This window comes from Bordetella genomosp. 4 (assembly GCF_002261185.1).
GTDB lineage: Bacteria > Pseudomonadota > Gammaproteobacteria > Burkholderiales > Burkholderiaceae_B > Bordetella_A.
Window position 1 is genome coordinate 84,757 of record NZ_NEVQ01000019.1, and the last position, 15,240, is coordinate 99,996.

Sequence of the window (15,240 nt, forward strand, 5' to 3'; positions counted from 1 at the left end):
TCCGTCAAATCGAATCGGCATGCAAAAAGGCGGCTATTTCACAGCCGCCTTTTTTGTACCGGTGCCACTGGACTCATCCGCCGATATAGCTCATCTCTACTTTGCGCTCACCCTGCGGCAGGATCGGCACGCCGCGCCCCCGCAGTTCAGAGTATCGATCATCGCGCTGCGCCCAGATCCCGGCCATCGCACGCGCGACCTGCTCATCGTCGGCGCCGCTGCGTAACAACGTGCGCAGATCGTGTCCCTGCGACGCAAACAAACACAGAAAGATTTTGCCTTCCGGCGACAAGCGCGCGCGTGTGCACCCGCTGCAAAATGCATGCGTGACGCTGGAGATCACGCCGATTTCGCCGCCGCCATCGGTATAGGCCCAACGTTCTGCCACACGGCCCATCACCTCGGCATCCAGGGCACGCAACGGGTACTGCTCCGAAATCCTGCGCAGTACCTCATCGCTGGCCACGACTTCCTGCAAATTCCATCCGTTGGTGTTGCCCACGTCCATATATTCGATGAACCGCAGTACATGGCCGGTATGCCGGAAATGCTTTGCCATCGGCACGATCTGGTTATCGTTCAATCCGCGGCGCACCACCATGTTGACCTTGACAGGCGCTAGACCCGCCTCGGCTGCCGCATCGATGCCGCGCAATACGTCATCCGGCGTGAACGTACTGTCGCTCAACCGCGCAAACATCTCGGCGTCCAGCGCGTCCAGGCTCACCGTCACACGCGTCAACCCCGCTTGTTTCAATACAGCCGCCTTACGGCTCAACAAGGTACCGTTGGTGGTCAGCGTCAATTCGAGCGGCCTGCCCTCTGGCGTGCGCAATTCGGCCAGCATGCCGATCAGGATTTCGATATTTTTGCGCAGCAGTGGTTCGCCGCCCGTCAGGCGAATTTTCTGGACGCCCAGCTGTGCGCCCAGTCGCGCCACGCGGGTGATTTCCTCGAACGACAGCATCGCCGAATGCGGCATGAATGCATAGTTGCCGTCGAAAACCTCGCGCGGCATACAGTACGTACACCGGAAATTACAGCGATCCGTGACCGAAATCCGCAAATCACGCATCGGCCGCGCGAGCTTATCCTGCGCCGGCTGCCCTGATGGCGGCAAGGCTGACTGCGGCAGCCGGGCGGCTCGCGACGCAGTGTGATCGGTCAGGAAAATAACTTTGCTCATTGAAATATCATATCGCGCAATGGCGCGGAACTCTTTCTATCGACCGAATGCCTCGTGCAAAGTCTGTAACTGACCCGTATTCGTCGTGTCGTAGCCCACTAATTGACGTACGTACGACAGGTACTCACGGCCTCGCATGATGCCCAGCAGGTCTTGCATCGCGGGCGTGTCCAGCGACTCGCGGCGTATGGCAAAAAAATATCTCTCCAGCACCAGCGGGATGAAATCCAAGCCGAACCGCCACGCGGCCGTCTCGACGCCAACACCCGTGTCGGCCATCCCGCTGGCAATATGCGCCGCAATCGCCATATGGGTGAACTCATTGGTCTCGTACCCCTGCACCTCGCTGATCGACACGCCAGCTTCCTCCAGCATCAACCCCACCAGATAACGGGTGCTGGAGCCGATCTGCCGATTCACAAAACGGACATCCGGCCGCGCCAGGTCCGCCATCCCGCGGATATGCTTCGGATTGCCAGGCATCACAAACAAGCCCGTGTTGCGCACCGCCAGATGGATCAACAGATAATCATCCGGCGACAGCCATTGCGCGTAACGCGCCAGGATGGGCCCCTCGAACGCACCGCTCGGCACCTGAAAACCCGCCAGATCGCATTCGTTGCGCTCCAGCGCAGCCAGCGCCTCGATCGCCGTGCGATAGCGCAGTTCCAGGCCGGACTGCCGTCCGCTCATGTGCTGCATCAATGCCTCAACCGCGAAACCATGGCTCGCGTGCAGGCGCAGGTGCGGCATCGTCTCGGGTAGCAGCTTTTCCAGTTCCTCCTGCAGCTCGGATGCCTGGCTCTCTAGCGTGGGCATCAACCGGGCCTCAATACGGCGGTTGGCCCACAACAAGCGCTGTGCAAACGGCGACAGCTTCGTGCCCTGACGACGATTGGTGATCAACAACGGCGTGCCGAACAGGGCCTCGAATCGCCGCAACACGCCCCAGGCGTGCCGGTACGACAGACTGCAGGCGCGGCAGGCGCCGGCGATATTGCCTGTCGCGTCGATCGCGGACAGCAAGGCCAACATGTCATGCAGCGCCTGAGGCGGGTGCTCGGCGTCGCCCTCCAGCACCCATTGCGGGCGCAACCCGATCCGGAATTTATATGTCATTAATTTCCTATTGAACGCGGTAAATTTGGCGTTTACAGTACGACCAACGAGCAACTGCGTTCATTTTATATGCTTTACAAAGCATATTATCAATGCAAGCAGCTAGCAATAAAAACCGACGCGGCACGATCACGAAGCCGCCTCCAGGAGATCTGCATGTCCCCCCCTCAGGCAACGCCGAATCCCCCCGGCAGCGCTGGTGCACGCGGCGGTGAGTCGGCCCTATCGGCCGCTCGCCTGTCATCGATGCCGGCTGTCAAAGCCGCCGCACAGGCCGCCACGCAATGGCGCGGCCAGCCCGGCGCACTGTTGCCGATATTGCACGACGTACAAGACCAGCTTGGCTGTATTCCAGCCGAGGCGATCCCCACCATCGCCGAGGCCCTGAATCTGTCCCGCGCCGAAGTCCATGGCGTCGTGAGTTTTTATCCCCATTTCCGTACCGAGCCCGCTGGGCGGCACGTGCTGGAAGTCTGCCGGGCAGAATCCTGCCAAGCCATGGGCGCCGAGCACTTGGCAGACCATGTGCGGCAGACCCTGGGCTGTGACTTTCATCACACGACGAGCGATGGCGCAGTCACTCTCGAGCCCGTGTATTGCCTCGGGCTATGTGGGCAATCCCCCGCAGTCATGCTGGACGGCAAACCGCACGCGCGCGTCACACCCGACAAGCTTGACCGCATTCTGGACCGCGCTATGCAACACGCTCAGGAGGCCAAAGCATGAACGCCTCCCCCCCTCGGCCCACTGTCACATCCGTTGACGCCACGACGGCAGCCGATAACGTCATCGCCGCATCATCGACAGGCATTCCAACCGACGCTGACATCGTCACCATCTACCTGCCCCGCGATGCAGCGGCACTGGCCATGGACGCCGACGCCGTCGCACTGGCCATCGAACAAGAAGCGCACCGCCGCAATCTCACGATCCAGCTCGTGCGCAATGGATCACGCGGCATGCTCTGGTTGGAGCCACTGGCCGAAATCATCACGCCGTCAGGCCGCATCGCTTATGGCCCCGTCCAGGTCGACGACGTCGCCAGCCTGTTCGAAGCCGATTGGCTGCATGGCGGCGCGCATCCCCTGAATCTGGGCCTGACCGCAGAAATCCCCTATTTAAAGAACCAGCAACGCCTGACGTTTTCCCGAGTCGGTATCACCGATCCGCTGTCTACCGACGACTACCTCGCTCACGAGGGGCTGCAAGGCTTACGACGCGCATTGACCATGACGCCCGAGCAGATCGTCGACGAAATCACGATTTCCGGATTGCGCGGACGTGGCGGCGCCGCCTTTCCCACGGGCATCAAGTGGAAAACCGTCCTGACCACACCCGCCCCGCAGAAATACATCGTCTGCAATGCAGACGAAGGCGACTCCGGTACGTTCTCCGACAGGCTCATCATGGAGGGCGATCCCTTTGTGTTGATCGAAGGCATGACCATCGCCGGCCTGGCCGTAGGCGCGACTTATGGCTATATCTACGTCCGTTCGGAATACCCTCAATCCATCGACACGCTCAACGCAGCCATTGCCCGTGCTCGCGACGCAGGTTGGCTGGGCGACGATATACAAGGCAGCGGCAAACGCTTTGACCTTGAGGTCCGCAAAGGCGCGGGCGCGTATATCTGCGGCGAGGAAACATCGCTGCTCGAAAGCCTCGAGGGCAAACGTGGCGTTGTACGCGCCAAGCCTCCGTTGCCGGCAATATCCGGATTGTTCGGTCAACCCACTGTTATCAACAACCTGATTTCGCTCGCTACGGTGCCCGTGATTCTGGCGCGCGGGGCTGCGTATTACCGCGACTATGGCATGGGCCGTTCACAAGGCACGCTGCCTTTCCAGTTGGCAGGCAATCTGAAACACGGCGGTCTGGTCGAAGTCGCATTCGGCGTCACACTGCGCGAGTTGCTGTACGACTACGGCGGCGGCAGTGCCTCGGGCAGGCCCCTGCGCGCAGTACAGGTCGGCGGTCCGCTAGGCGCCTACCTCCCTGAATCCCAATGGGATGTGCCGCTGGACTACGAGGCCTACGTCAAGATCTCGGCCATGGTAGGCCACGGCGGCATTGTCGCCTTTGACGATACCGTCGACATGAGCCGCATGGCACGTTATGCCATGGAGTTCTGCGCCGTCGAGTCCTGTGGCAAATGCACGCCCTGCCGCATCGGTGCGGTACGTGGACAGGAAACGCTGGACAAGATCCGTGCCGGCGGCCCGCAACACGAACAGCACATTCATCTGCTGCGCGACCTCTGCGACACCATGCTGGGCGGCTCGCTCTGCGCTTTGGGCGGGATGACGCCCTACCCCGTGCTGTCCGCGCTGAACCATTTCCCAGAAGACTTCGGCATCGCAGCGCCTGCCACGTCCGGCAACCCAACCGCCTCTCATCAGGCCTGATTCGAACGAGACCCGCCATGCTCGAAACCGTTATCAAACGCGACCGCGATCTGGGCACGCCCGCACGCGGCACACAAGCGGATGCCCGCCTCGTTACGCTCACCATAGACGGCCAGGAAATCTCCGTTCCCGAAGGCACCTCCGTCATGCGTGCCGCGGCCGAGGCCGGTATCAACATCCCGAAACTCTGCGCTACCGACAGCCTGGAGCCCTTTGGCTCGTGCCGTCTGTGCCTGGTGCAGATCGACGGCCGCCGCGGCTATCCCGCCTCATGCACCACACCCGTCGAAGACGGCATGGTGGTCACCACCGAAACACCCAAACTGCGTGATCTGCGGCGCGGCGTCATGGAGCTTTATATCTCCGACCACCCGCTCGACTGCCTGACCTGCCCGGCCAATGGCGACTGCGAGCTGCAGGACATGGCGGGCGTCGTGGGATTGCGCGCGGTTCGTTACGGCTACGAGGGCGCCAATCACCTGAAGGACAAAACCGACGCGTCCAATCCCTACTTTTCCTACGATCCGTCCAAGTGCATTGTCTGCAACCGGTGCGTACGCGCCTGTGAGGAAACCCAGGGCACATTTGCCTTGACGATCTCCGGCAAAGGCTTTGCCTCGCGCGTGACCGCCGGCCAGAACCAATCGTTCCTGGAAAGTGATTGCGTGTCCTGCGGCGCCTGTGTCCAGGCATGCCCTACGTCTACGCTGCAAGAAAAATCCGTCATCATGATGGGCCAGGCCGAACACTCGGTCATCACGACCTGCGCCTATTGCGGCGTAGGCTGCGGCTTCAAGGCCGAAATGAAAGGCCAGGAAGTCGTGCGCATGGTGCCCTGGAAAGACGGCCAGGCCAATCGCGGTCATGCCTGCGTCAAAGGCCGATTCGCCTGGGGTTACACCACGCACAAGGAACGCGTGCTAAAGCCCATGATCCGAAAAAACATCACGGATCCCTGGCGCGAAGTCTCGTGGGAAGAAGCCATCGCCTACACCGCGTCGGAATTCCGCCGCCTGCAGGCCACGTACGGCCGCGATTCCATCGGCGGCATCACATCCTCGCGCTGCACTAACGAAGAAACCTGGCTCGTACAGAAACTCGTTCGCGCGGCCTTTGGCACCAACAACGTCGACACCTGCGCGCGCGTCTGCCATTCGCCGACCGGCTATGGCCTGAAGCAAACCCTGGGCGAATCCGCGGGCACGCAGACATTCGATTCGGTCATGCATACCGATGTGGTCGTCCTGATGGGCTCGAATCCCAGCAGCGCGCATCCTGTCTTTGCCTCGCGGCTGAAACGCCGGCTGCGCCAGGGCGCACGTCTGATCGTCATCGATCCGCGCCGCATCGAACTGGTGAACTCGCCGCATATCAAGGCAGACTATCACCTGCCCGTGCGTCCCGGCACCAACGTCGCATTGCTGACCGCGTTGGCTCATGTCATCGTCACGGAAAACCTGGTCGCCGAGGACTTCGTGGCGCAACGCTGCGAAGCCAAAGCCTTTAACGAATGGCGCGACTTTGTAGCGCGCCCCGAAAACTCGCCAGAAGCCACTGCAGACATCACAGGCGTGCCCGCGGCGGATGTCCGCGGCGCGGCCCGGCTCTACGCCACCGGCGGCAATGGCTCGATCTACTACGGCCTGGGCGTCACGGAACACAGCCAAGGCTCGACCGCCGTCATGGCCATCGCCAACCTGGCCATGGCCACGGGCAACATCGGGCGCGAAGGCGTGGGCGTGAACCCCATGCGCGGCCAGAACAACGTACAAGGCTCCTGCGACATGGGCTCGTTCCCCCATGAGTTGCCGGGTTACCGTCACGTCTCCGATAACGCGGCACGCGCGCAATTCGAGGCCGACTGGGGCGTCACCCTGCAACCCGAGCCGGGCCTGCGCATCCCTAATATGTTCGAGGCCGCGTTGGGCGGCAGTTTCAAGGGTCTGTATTGCCAGGGCGAAGACATCGTGCAATCCGACCCCAACACACAGCACGTGGCTGCCTCGCTGGCGGCCATGGAATGCATCGTGGTCCAGGACCTGTTCCTGAACGAGACGGCCAAGTACGCGCACGTCTTCCTGCCCGGTTCATCGTTCCTGGAAAAAGACGGCACCTTCACCAATGCCGAACGCCGCATTTCGCGCGTGCGCAAAGTCATGGAACCTCGCAATGGGATGGCCGATTGGGAAATCACCGTCGCGCTCTCGAATGCGCTGGGCTATCCCATGAACTACGCGCATCCCAGCGAGATCATGGACGAAATCGCCCGGCTCACGCCTACGTTCACCGGTGTGACCTACGCCAAACTCGATCAAATGGGCAGTCTGCAATGGCCCTGCAACGCGGATGCGCCCGATGGCACCCCCATCATGCATATCGATGAGTTTGTCCGGGGCAAAGGCAAATTCATGATCACCAAATACATCCCGTCGGATGAGCGCAGCACACGCAAATTCCCGCTGCTACTGACGACGGGCCGCATCCTGTCTCAGTACAACGTGGGCGCCCAGACCCGCCGCACGCACAATGTGGCCTGGCACAGCGAAGACGTGCTGGAAATGCATCCCCAGGACGCCGAAGACCGCGGTGTATCCGAAGGCGATTGGGTCGGCGTGCAAAGCCGCTCGGGCGAAACGGTGCTGCGCGCCACCCTGACTGACCGCGTGCAACCGGGCGTGGTGTATACCACCTTCCATTTTCCCGAGTCGGGCGCCAATGTAGTGACCACAGACAATTCCGATTGGGCAACCAACTGCCCGGAATACAAGGTCACCGCCGTGCAAGTGATGCGGGTCTCGCAACCGTCTGAATGGCAGCGCCAATGGTCACGCTTTACGGACGTTCAGCACAAATTGCTGAGTGAGCGCGCCCGTGACAACGAAGCCGCCGTCGTCAGTAAATAGATCGTCTCCTTCGATACCTATTGATTTCATGGATCGTCAGCCTTCTTTCATCCAGCATCGCGCAGACTGCGCGCAGGCCTCTGTCGTGCGCGTGCGAGGCGGCACGGCAGAGCCTGTGACGCAGATCGATCGCGTCGCCGAGGAAACGCCCATCGCATTGGAATACAACGGCATCAGCCATGCGACGATGCTCGCCTCGCCTGCCGATCTGGACGACTTCGCCCTGGGCTTTTCCTTGACGGAGGGGATCATCAACCGGCCCATTGACGTGCGGGGCATCGATGTCGTCGCGCAACACAACGGCATCGTCGTACAGATAGAGATTTCGAGTGCCTGCGAGGTCCGCTTGAAAGAACGCCGCCGCGCGATGGCAGGCCGCACCGGTTGCGGGCTGTGCGGCGTTGAAACCCTGCCGGAGGTGTTGCGGGAGGTCGCACCTGTTCCCGATGCGTCGCCTATCGCGATATCGGCGATTCTGCGGGCGATGCGGGCAATGCGGGCGAACCAGGCTTTGCACGACATCACCGGGGCGACTCATGCCGCGGCATGGGCCGATAGCGATGGCCAGGTTCAGATGGTGCGCGAGGACGTTGGACGTCATAACGCCTTGGACAAACTGATTGGTGCGCTCGCCCGTCGCGATGAACCGTTCCAACAGGGCTTAGCCCTGGTGTCGAGCCGCGCCAGTTTCGAAATGGTGCAGAAATGCGCGGCCGCCGGGATCGGCATTCTGGCTGCAGTCTCCGCGCCGACTGCGCTGGCTATTCGGCTGGCGCAAAACTCTAACGTGGCATTGCTTGGTTTCGTGCGCAATGCCGACGCTACCATTTACTCACATGCTGAACGCATCCAGAGCTGAACCGTCATGGATATTGCCAACTTGATCCGCATGGCCAATCGCATCGGCGATTACTTTGATGCCCTACCCGACCGCGAAGAAGCCCTCGAAGGCGCCGCCACACATATTCAAAAATCCTGGGAACCGCGCATGCGCATTGCGTTGCTGGATTTCCTGGCTCAGCACACGGATGGCCAGGGTGATGATGTCCGTCTGCATGCGTTGATGGTCGAGGCGGTTACGCGATACCGGACGCGGTTGGTTCCGGTTCGAGCTGCTTGATACCTGCAGGGGTTTAAGCTGATACCTCGGGGCTCTGATCCTGGGCTGCTTTTTTACGAGTGGAGACCATGGCTGTCTTGCGGATCAGCGCGGCGAAGGCTCTTGCCAACTTGGATTGAGGTTGGTCGTTCCTGAACAAAAGACCGGGGGTTCTCATGGGGGTGGGGCCCTCTAGCGGCAGGGCGCATAGCCCTTTACTTTCGTCTACGGCGCTGGCTGCGACGATGGCGCCGACGTGCATGCGAGAGATCAATCCGAACATAGCGTTTACCGTGTTCATTTCTGCGATGATGTTTGGTACCGCGCCGGCTGCGCTAAAAAATTCGTCCAGCATGCGACGAGTAGAAAAGCTGCGCGGCAACATGACCAAGGGCTCTCGATGCAGCTCTATCATCCGAATTCGCTTCCGACGTGCCCAGGGATGGGTCTTGGCCACGACGAGGACGAGCTCTTCGTTGAATAAGGGCTCAAAGCGTAGACCGGAACGTAATTCGGGACGATAGGCCACACCCATGTCCAACTGGCCCGCGTCCAGGCTGGCGACAATGGCGTCGGCCGGCAGTTCCTCGATCACGACTTTCACCGTGGCATACCGTGACAGAAATTGAGCGACGCACTCAGGGATGAATCCCAGATTGAACGTATGCGTGGTGCCGACTCGCAGGACGCCCGACATGGAGACGTCACGCGCCTTTAATTCACCGAGGCCTTGGTCTATTTCTGATAAAGCGCGAGAGGCGTACTCCAAAAATGCCTCGCCAGCCTCAGTCAGAAAGACGCGTTTTCCTATCCTGTCAAAGAGCGATTGTCCTATTTCGTCTTCGAGTTGGCGGATCTGATGGGACAACGTCGATTGCGTGACGTGCACGCTTTCAGCAGCACGTGTGAAGTTCAATGTCCCCGCCAACGCAATGAAGTACCTCAGATGACGTAATTCCATACCTGCCTCATCAATCGATGCCATCAATGATAACTGCAGAAAATAATCATTTCTATCTTTTGTTTGGCTCGATTAGCCTTGCTCCAGCTCTCATTCCTTCTTACGCTCAAGGACGACACGTATGGCCAAAGTATTGGATGGAATCATCGTCGTAGAACAAGGCACGTTCATTACTGGCCCCGCGGCAGGAATGCTGCTTGCCGATCTGGGGGCCGATGTCATCAAAGTCGAACAGCCTGACACGGGTGATCCGTTCCGCGCATTCAAGGGGGGGCTCTACAGCCCGCATTTCCAGACTTATAACCGCAACAAGCGCAGCATTACGCTCAATACCAAACAGGCGGATGACGCCGAGGTTTTCGATGCGCTGATACGTGAGGCCGATGTCTACATCCAGAATTTTCGACCGGGTGCTGCGGCCCGCCTTGGCGCAAGCGAAGCGCGGCTGCGTCAGATCAATCCACGATTGATTTACTGTGCGATCAGCGGATTCGGACAAACCGGCCCCGCCGCGGGGCGGCCTGCCTATGACACGGTAGCGCAGGCAGCGAGCGGCTTTCTCAATCTGCTGATCAATCCCGAAAACCCTCGTGTTGTCGGCCCCGCCATCGCAGATGCCTTGACCGGCTTTTATGCGGCCTACGGCATTCTGGGTGCGCTGGTCGAAAGAGGCCGAACGGGCACGGGCCGATCTGTCGAGGTCTCGATGTTGGAGGCGATGAGCCACTTTAACCTGGACGCGTTCACGCATTTCTTTGCCGAAGACGAGGTGATGGGCCCATATAGCCGGCCCAGCGTTTCGCAGTCTTATACGTTGAAATGCGCAGACGGGAAATGGATAGCATTGCACATGTCGTCGCCTGAAAAGTTCTGGCAGGGCCTGGCCCGCGCGATTGAGCGTCCGAATATTTTTCAGGACGAGCGTTTCGCCACGCGTGAGGCGCGCATTGACAATCAAGCCATGCTGATCAATGTATTAGGCTCGATTTTCGTGACACGCACTCGTGAACAATGGTGCAGGCGGCTTGAGGCCGAGGATGTTCCGCATGCGCCCATGTACGACACCAGCGAGGCGTTGCAGGATCCTCAGGCGAAACATCTGCAGCTTGAGATCCAGGGGCAGCACCCAACGCTCGGCACCTGGCGGACCGTTCGATCGCCGGTGAGTTTCGATGGCGAAAGACCTTTGGACGTCGTTCCTCCGCCACTGCTTGGCGAGCACAACACTGAAATCAGGACCGCACTGCAGGCAAAACAGCAATGAACTGATATTGAGTGGATGGTCCCAAAAATAATGAATGGAGACAACCGTGACGCTCTCACCAACACCCGCACTCGCTGCCTCAGGGCCGGCCGATCAAAGCCGCAGCGCCCAACCGTGGATTCAACTGATACTCGGCATGATTGCCATGATGGCGATCTCCAGCCCGCAGTATGTCTGGGCGCTTTTTGTTCAACCGTTTAAAAGCTCACTTGACGTTTCGCTGTCGGCCCTGCAAGTCACCTTTGCGTTGTTCAGCATTTTTCAATGCGGGATAGGCCCTCTACATGGCGAATTGGCCAGCCGATTTTCATCTCGGGCCTTTGCAGCGGCAGGCGGCTTGCTGGTAGGGCTCAGTTGGATAAGCTCGGCCTACGTCACCTCACTGCCGCTGCTGTATATCACCTACGGCGTGCTCTCGGGTATCGGCACAGGATGGGTGTATGTCGCTGTCATCGAGCTCATGGTGCAGTGGTTCCCGCGCCGCAGAGGATTTGCGGTCGGTATGGCGGCAGGCTGTTATGGGCTCGGTGCGATTGTCACCACATTCCCTATCGCGTCCAGTATTCGCGAGCACGGCCTGCAAACGACGTTGGTGGTTTTCGGTATGGCGCTATCTGCTGTCATCGTGCTCGCGTCATTAGGCATGAAACGCGCGACCGCATTGCCGCGCGCCGAGCCCTCATCCCAGCCGGGTATGGCGTCCAGGCGTGATTTCAACTCGCGTGAGATGCTGCGCACCCCGTTATTCTGGCTGATGTTTTTCATCATGGCCCTGGTCGCCACAGGCGGGCTCATGGCCATCTCTCAACTCGGCGCACTCGCGGTGCATTTCGGCATATCGGATCAGACACTCGTTCTGGGAATGGCAGCGCTGCCGCTCGCGCTCACGCTGGATCGTGCTGCGAACGGACTGACGCGTCCGTTCTTTGGATGGATATCGGACAGAATCGGCCGCGAGCCGACCATGCTGATCGCCTTTCTGATGGAAGCCGCCTCCATCCTGCTACTGCTCAAGTTCGGATCGAACCCCATCGCATTCGTCTTGCTGTCTGCGGTCGTGTTCTTTGGCTGGGGAGAAATCTATTCCTTGTTTCCTTCTCTGCAGGCCGACGCATTCGGGACAACACATGCCGCCAGGAATTTCGGCTACCTGCTGATCGCAACAGCGGTCGGCTCTATCCTGGGAGGCCCTCTCGCCGCGCTGTTATACGAGAAAACGCAATCCTGGGATCTGATCTTCTATTCCATCGCCGCGCTCGACATTCTCGCAGCGCTGCTTGCGTTCTTTGTGCTGCAACCCATGCGCATTCGCTGGGTGAATCATGCCCATCTACAGCAACAAGCGTAACGCGCTGGAACACGATCAAAGGAGAACACAGTTGAACGATCAGCAAAGTCTGAACCTGACTCAAGCGGTGATTGCGCGATTGGCACACACTCAGGATGCGCGATTCAAAACGCTAATGACCGGTCTCGTCACCAAGCTGCACGAATTCATCCGCGAAGTCGATTTAACCCCCGAAGAATGGATGGCCGCGATTGAATTCCTGACGCAAACCGGTCAAACCTGTACCGATAAGCGGCAGGAGTTCATCTTGCTGTCCGACACCCTGGGCGCGTCCATGCAAGTCGTCATGTCGGCTCAAGCCCGCGCATCGGCCATTGCCCCCGGTTCAACCACCGCGACGGCCGCCACCGAGGCGACGGTGCAGGGCCCGTACTACTGGGCCGGCGCTCCACACAAGGAAATGGGCAGCGACATCGCAGCAGGCGTTGCGGGCGAACCCGCCTACTACCATGGCCGCGTCACGGATCTGCAAGGCACCCCCCTTTCCGGTGTCGTGCTGGATGTCTGGTCAGGCGACGGCGAAGGCGTCTATGACATGCAAATCGAGGGCCAAACCGACATGCTGGCCCGTGCGCGTTTCGTGACAGGCGAAGACGGCCGCTACGCATTCTGGTCGATCCGGCCCAACTACTACCCTATTCCCATGGACGGTCCCGTGGGTCTCATGATCAACAAGATAGGTCAACACCCGAATCGCCCCGGCCATATCCATTTCAAACTCTCGGCCCCCGGCTATGTCGATATCACCACCCACTTATTCGTCGCCAACAGTCCGTACATCGACTCCGACGTGGTCTTCGGTGTCCGGGACAGTCTGATCGTCGACTTCCAACATCATCCTCCCGGCACCGCTCATGATGGCCGAACGCTCGCGACGCCTTTTTGGAGCGCATCGTTCGATTTCTGCCTTGCGCCCGTTCGCGTGTGAATCAACACCCTCATCTCTTGACGATATTCCATCTACTTTTCAGAAAGAACCATGAAAATCGGTAAAGCGACTATCCCTCATAGTGCAATCTGCACCTCTGACGAACACACCATCGTCGTGCGCGGCAAGGATCTCTGCAAAGACCTCATCGGCCACATTTCCTTCACGGATTATTTTCATCTATTGGTCACCGGCCAACGCCCCAGCGTCACTGCGACGGCTGTGCTCGACGCCACCCTGGTTGCGATCGCGGAACATGGTCTGGTACCCAGCGTGCAAGCCAGCCGAATGACGCTCGCCGCAGCGCCCGATGCGTTGCAGGGCGCCGTCGCAGCCGGCATCCTGGGATGCGGCTCCGTCATTCTCGGAGCATCAGAATACGCCGGACGGTTATTCGTTGCGATTCAAGAACGCCAGGCCGCAGGCGCCACGTTGGAAGCAGCGGTTCAGGCAGAACTGCAAGAGTACCGCGCTGCACGTAAAGCGATTCCGGGTTACGGCCATCCGCTGCACAAGGAACGCGACCCTCGTGTCGCACGGTTGCTCGAAGTCGCCCGGATCAACGGCGCAGAGCTGAACTACATTGCCATTGCCGAAGAAATCGAAAAACAGATTCCAGCCATCATCGGCAAAGATCTCCGGCTCAACGTCTCGGCGGCGATCCCCGCTGTGCTGCTGGGCGTAGGCTTTCCCTTGGCCGCACTGAAAGGCGTACCCATCCTGGCCAGAACGGCCGGCTTGATTGCACACCTCACCGAAGAACTCCAGGCGTCCATTGGATTTGCGCTGTCCTATCAAGCCACGCGCGAATTGCAATACGACGGAGAAGTTCCGCCAGGATTTGGTTCAGGCCAATAACCGACACGGCTGCAGCACACAGCCCCGGCGGTTTGCTGTCCGCCAAGGCGCACTTGTGCCGTGGCCTGCGGCGGCAACCCATGCCCGCACACAGAACAAGAACTCAGGAGGAGATTTCATGATGGCACGCTATACCCCTCTCAGCATACTGCTGCACAAAACCCTGGCGATCGCAGCAAGCACCTGCCTTTTGGCGCTGTCCGCCACATCGGCTCACGCTCAGGACTACCCGTCGCAATCGATCAGAATGATTGTCCCCTTCGGCCCGGGAACATCCACCGACACCGTGGCACGCATCATGGCCAACGCCATGGCGGAATCACTTGGGAAAACCATCGTTGTTGAAAACAAAGCGGGCGCGGGCGGCACGATCGGCACGGAACAAGTCGCCCGCACTCCTGCGGATGGATACACCATCGTAATGGGCACCGTTGGCACACACGCGATCAACAAAACCCTATACAAGAAGCTGGGCTACGACCCTGTCAAAGACTTCGTCCCCATCGGGCTCGTCGGCCAAACGCCCACCCTGCTGGTCGTCAAAGCTGACTCGCCGTTGCGCTCGCTCAGCGATCTGGCCACCGCCGCCGCCAAGCCGGGAGGCATCAGTTTTGGATCGGCCGGCAACGGCACCTCGGGACATCTCGCCGGCGAGCTGCTGAAATTGCGCCTGGGTGGCGAAATGACACACGTGCCCTATAAAGAAGGAGGCATGGCCGTCACCGACGTCATTTCAGGACAAACCCAGTTCATGTTTTACCACCCCGCCGCGACGTTGCCCCACATCAAATCCGGCAAACTGAGAGCATTGGGTAGCTCCGGTGCGACGCGCAGCGCGTCTGCACCCGACGTCCCGACCATAGCCGAACAGACCGGCAAGGATTTCGACCTGGTCGCCTGGTTCATGATTTACACTCCTGCCGCCACGCCTACGCCCGTCATCGAGACCCTGCAAAAAGCCGCCCGGGCCGCGCTTTCCAATCAGGACGTGGCTGCCAAACTCGGCAATCAGGGAATCGAACAACGCCCTCTCACCGCAGAGGAACTCCGCACATTCACCCCAGACGAAATCAGCAAATGGGCCGAACTCGTCACACAGTCGGGTGCCCAGATCGACTAGACCGCCTCCCCGAGCCGCCTGATCCGGGCGGCCCCCCCCTTTCCTCCAC

13 protein-coding genes are annotated in these 15,240 nt (G+C 59.9%); 10 read left to right on the top strand and 3 right to left on the bottom strand.

Annotated elements, in window-relative coordinates; translation table 11 throughout:
- Positions 1-73: 73 nt before the first annotated feature.
- The gene (gene moaA / locus CAL20_RS19040; RefSeq protein WP_094838652.1) at positions 74-1,186 is read right to left on the bottom strand and encodes a GTP 3',8-cyclase MoaA; all 1,113 of its coding nucleotides are present in this window, start codon (positions 1,184-1,186) and stop codon (positions 74-76) included.
- A 36-nt stretch (positions 1,187-1,222) separates the two neighbouring features.
- Positions 1,223-2,305 carry a substrate-binding domain-containing protein gene (locus CAL20_RS19045; protein ID WP_094838653.1) on the bottom strand — a complete coding sequence of 361 codons (1,083 nt, stop codon included), beginning with the start codon at positions 2,303-2,305 and terminating at the stop codon, positions 1,223-1,225.
- A gap of 156 nt (positions 2,306-2,461) precedes the next feature.
- Between CAL20_RS19045 and CAL20_RS19050 the strand changes: the two genes are divergently transcribed.
- From CAL20_RS19050 to CAL20_RS19070, 5 genes are all read left to right on the top strand, one after another.
- The gene (locus tag CAL20_RS19050) at positions 2,462-3,031 is read left to right on the top strand and encodes a formate dehydrogenase subunit gamma (RefSeq protein WP_094838654.1); all 570 of its coding nucleotides are present in this window, start codon (positions 2,462-2,464) and stop codon (positions 3,029-3,031) included.
- 143 nt (positions 3,032-3,174) lie between these two features.
- Positions 3,175-4,710: a formate dehydrogenase beta subunit gene (locus CAL20_RS19055; protein WP_256981637.1), complete on the top strand. Its 1,536-nt coding sequence runs from the start codon at positions 3,175-3,177 to the stop codon at positions 4,708-4,710.
- A gap of 17 nt (positions 4,711-4,727) precedes the next feature.
- Positions 4,728-7,613 (top strand): formate dehydrogenase subunit alpha, encoded by a 2,886-nt coding sequence (gene fdhF, locus CAL20_RS19060; RefSeq protein WP_094838656.1) that lies wholly within the window; start codon positions 4,728-4,730, stop codon positions 7,611-7,613.
- Between the two features lie 28 nt (positions 7,614-7,641).
- Positions 7,642-8,472 carry a formate dehydrogenase accessory sulfurtransferase FdhD gene (gene fdhD / locus CAL20_RS19065; RefSeq protein WP_094838657.1) on the top strand — a complete coding sequence of 277 codons (831 nt, stop codon included), beginning with the start codon at positions 7,642-7,644 and terminating at the stop codon, positions 8,470-8,472.
- A 6-nt stretch (positions 8,473-8,478) separates the two neighbouring features.
- Positions 8,479-8,733 carry a formate dehydrogenase subunit delta gene (locus CAL20_RS19070; protein WP_094822588.1) on the top strand — a complete coding sequence of 85 codons (255 nt, stop codon included), beginning with the start codon at positions 8,479-8,481 and terminating at the stop codon, positions 8,731-8,733.
- Positions 8,734-8,746: 13 nt separating this feature from the next.
- On the opposite strand, the gene CAL20_RS19075 is transcribed toward CAL20_RS19070, so the two are convergent.
- Positions 8,747-9,673 (bottom strand): LysR substrate-binding domain-containing protein, encoded by a 927-nt coding sequence (locus CAL20_RS19075; protein WP_094838700.1) that lies wholly within the window; start codon positions 9,671-9,673, stop codon positions 8,747-8,749.
- A gap of 121 nt (positions 9,674-9,794) precedes the next feature.
- Here CAL20_RS19075 and CAL20_RS19080 point away from each other — a divergent pair, with 121 nt between their 5' ends.
- The 5 genes from CAL20_RS19080 to CAL20_RS19100 all read left to right on the top strand — a co-directional run bounded on the left by CAL20_RS19080 (position 9,795) and on the right by CAL20_RS19100 (position 15,191).
- Positions 9,795-10,937, top strand: a complete 1,143-nt coding sequence (locus tag CAL20_RS19080; protein WP_094822589.1) for a CaiB/BaiF CoA transferase family protein — start codon at positions 9,795-9,797, stop codon at positions 10,935-10,937.
- Positions 10,938-10,983: 46 nt separating this feature from the next.
- The gene (gene oxlT, locus CAL20_RS19085) at positions 10,984-12,285 is read left to right on the top strand and encodes an oxalate/formate MFS antiporter (RefSeq protein ID WP_254924244.1); all 1,302 of its coding nucleotides are present in this window, start codon (positions 10,984-10,986) and stop codon (positions 12,283-12,285) included.
- A gap of 31 nt (positions 12,286-12,316) precedes the next feature.
- Positions 12,317-13,213, top strand: coding sequence for a dioxygenase family protein (locus CAL20_RS19090; RefSeq protein ID WP_256981626.1), 897 nt, complete (start codon positions 12,317-12,319; stop codon positions 13,211-13,213).
- A 51-nt stretch (positions 13,214-13,264) separates the two neighbouring features.
- Positions 13,265-14,071, top strand: a complete 807-nt coding sequence (locus tag CAL20_RS19095; RefSeq protein WP_094822592.1) for a citryl-CoA lyase — start codon at positions 13,265-13,267, stop codon at positions 14,069-14,071.
- Between the two features lie 118 nt (positions 14,072-14,189).
- Positions 14,190-15,191 carry a Bug family tripartite tricarboxylate transporter substrate binding protein gene (locus CAL20_RS19100; protein ID WP_094822593.1) on the top strand — a complete coding sequence of 334 codons (1,002 nt, stop codon included), beginning with the start codon at positions 14,190-14,192 and terminating at the stop codon, positions 15,189-15,191.
- The last annotated feature ends 49 nt before the right edge of the window (positions 15,192-15,240 follow it).

Coding starts and splice junctions, on each gene's coding strand:
- CAL20_RS19045 (WP_094838653.1), bottom strand. CDS start 2,305: ATGACATATAAATTCCGGATCGGGTTGCGCCCGCAATGGGTGCTGGAG.
- CAL20_RS19095 (WP_094822592.1), top strand. CDS start 13,265: ATGAAAATCGGTAAAGCGACTATCCCTCATAGTGCAATCTGCACCTCT.
- fdhD (WP_094838657.1), top strand. CDS start 7,642: ATGGATCGTCAGCCTTCTTTCATCCAGCATCGCGCAGACTGCGCGCAG.
- CAL20_RS19100 (WP_094822593.1), top strand. CDS start 14,190: ATGATGGCACGCTATACCCCTCTCAGCATACTGCTGCACAAAACCCTG.
- CAL20_RS19075 (WP_094838700.1), bottom strand. CDS start 9,673: ATGGAATTACGTCATCTGAGGTACTTCATTGCGTTGGCGGGGACATTG.
- CAL20_RS19050 (WP_094838654.1), top strand. CDS start 2,462: ATGTCCCCCCCTCAGGCAACGCCGAATCCCCCCGGCAGCGCTGGTGCA.
- CAL20_RS19055 (WP_256981637.1), top strand. CDS start 3,175: ATGGACGCCGACGCCGTCGCACTGGCCATCGAACAAGAAGCGCACCGC.
- fdhF (WP_094838656.1), top strand. CDS start 4,728: ATGCTCGAAACCGTTATCAAACGCGACCGCGATCTGGGCACGCCCGCA.
- moaA (WP_094838652.1), bottom strand. CDS start 1,186: ATGAGCAAAGTTATTTTCCTGACCGATCACACTGCGTCGCGAGCCGCC.
- CAL20_RS19070 (WP_094822588.1), top strand. CDS start 8,479: ATGGATATTGCCAACTTGATCCGCATGGCCAATCGCATCGGCGATTAC.
- CAL20_RS19080 (WP_094822589.1), top strand. CDS start 9,795: ATGGCCAAAGTATTGGATGGAATCATCGTCGTAGAACAAGGCACGTTC.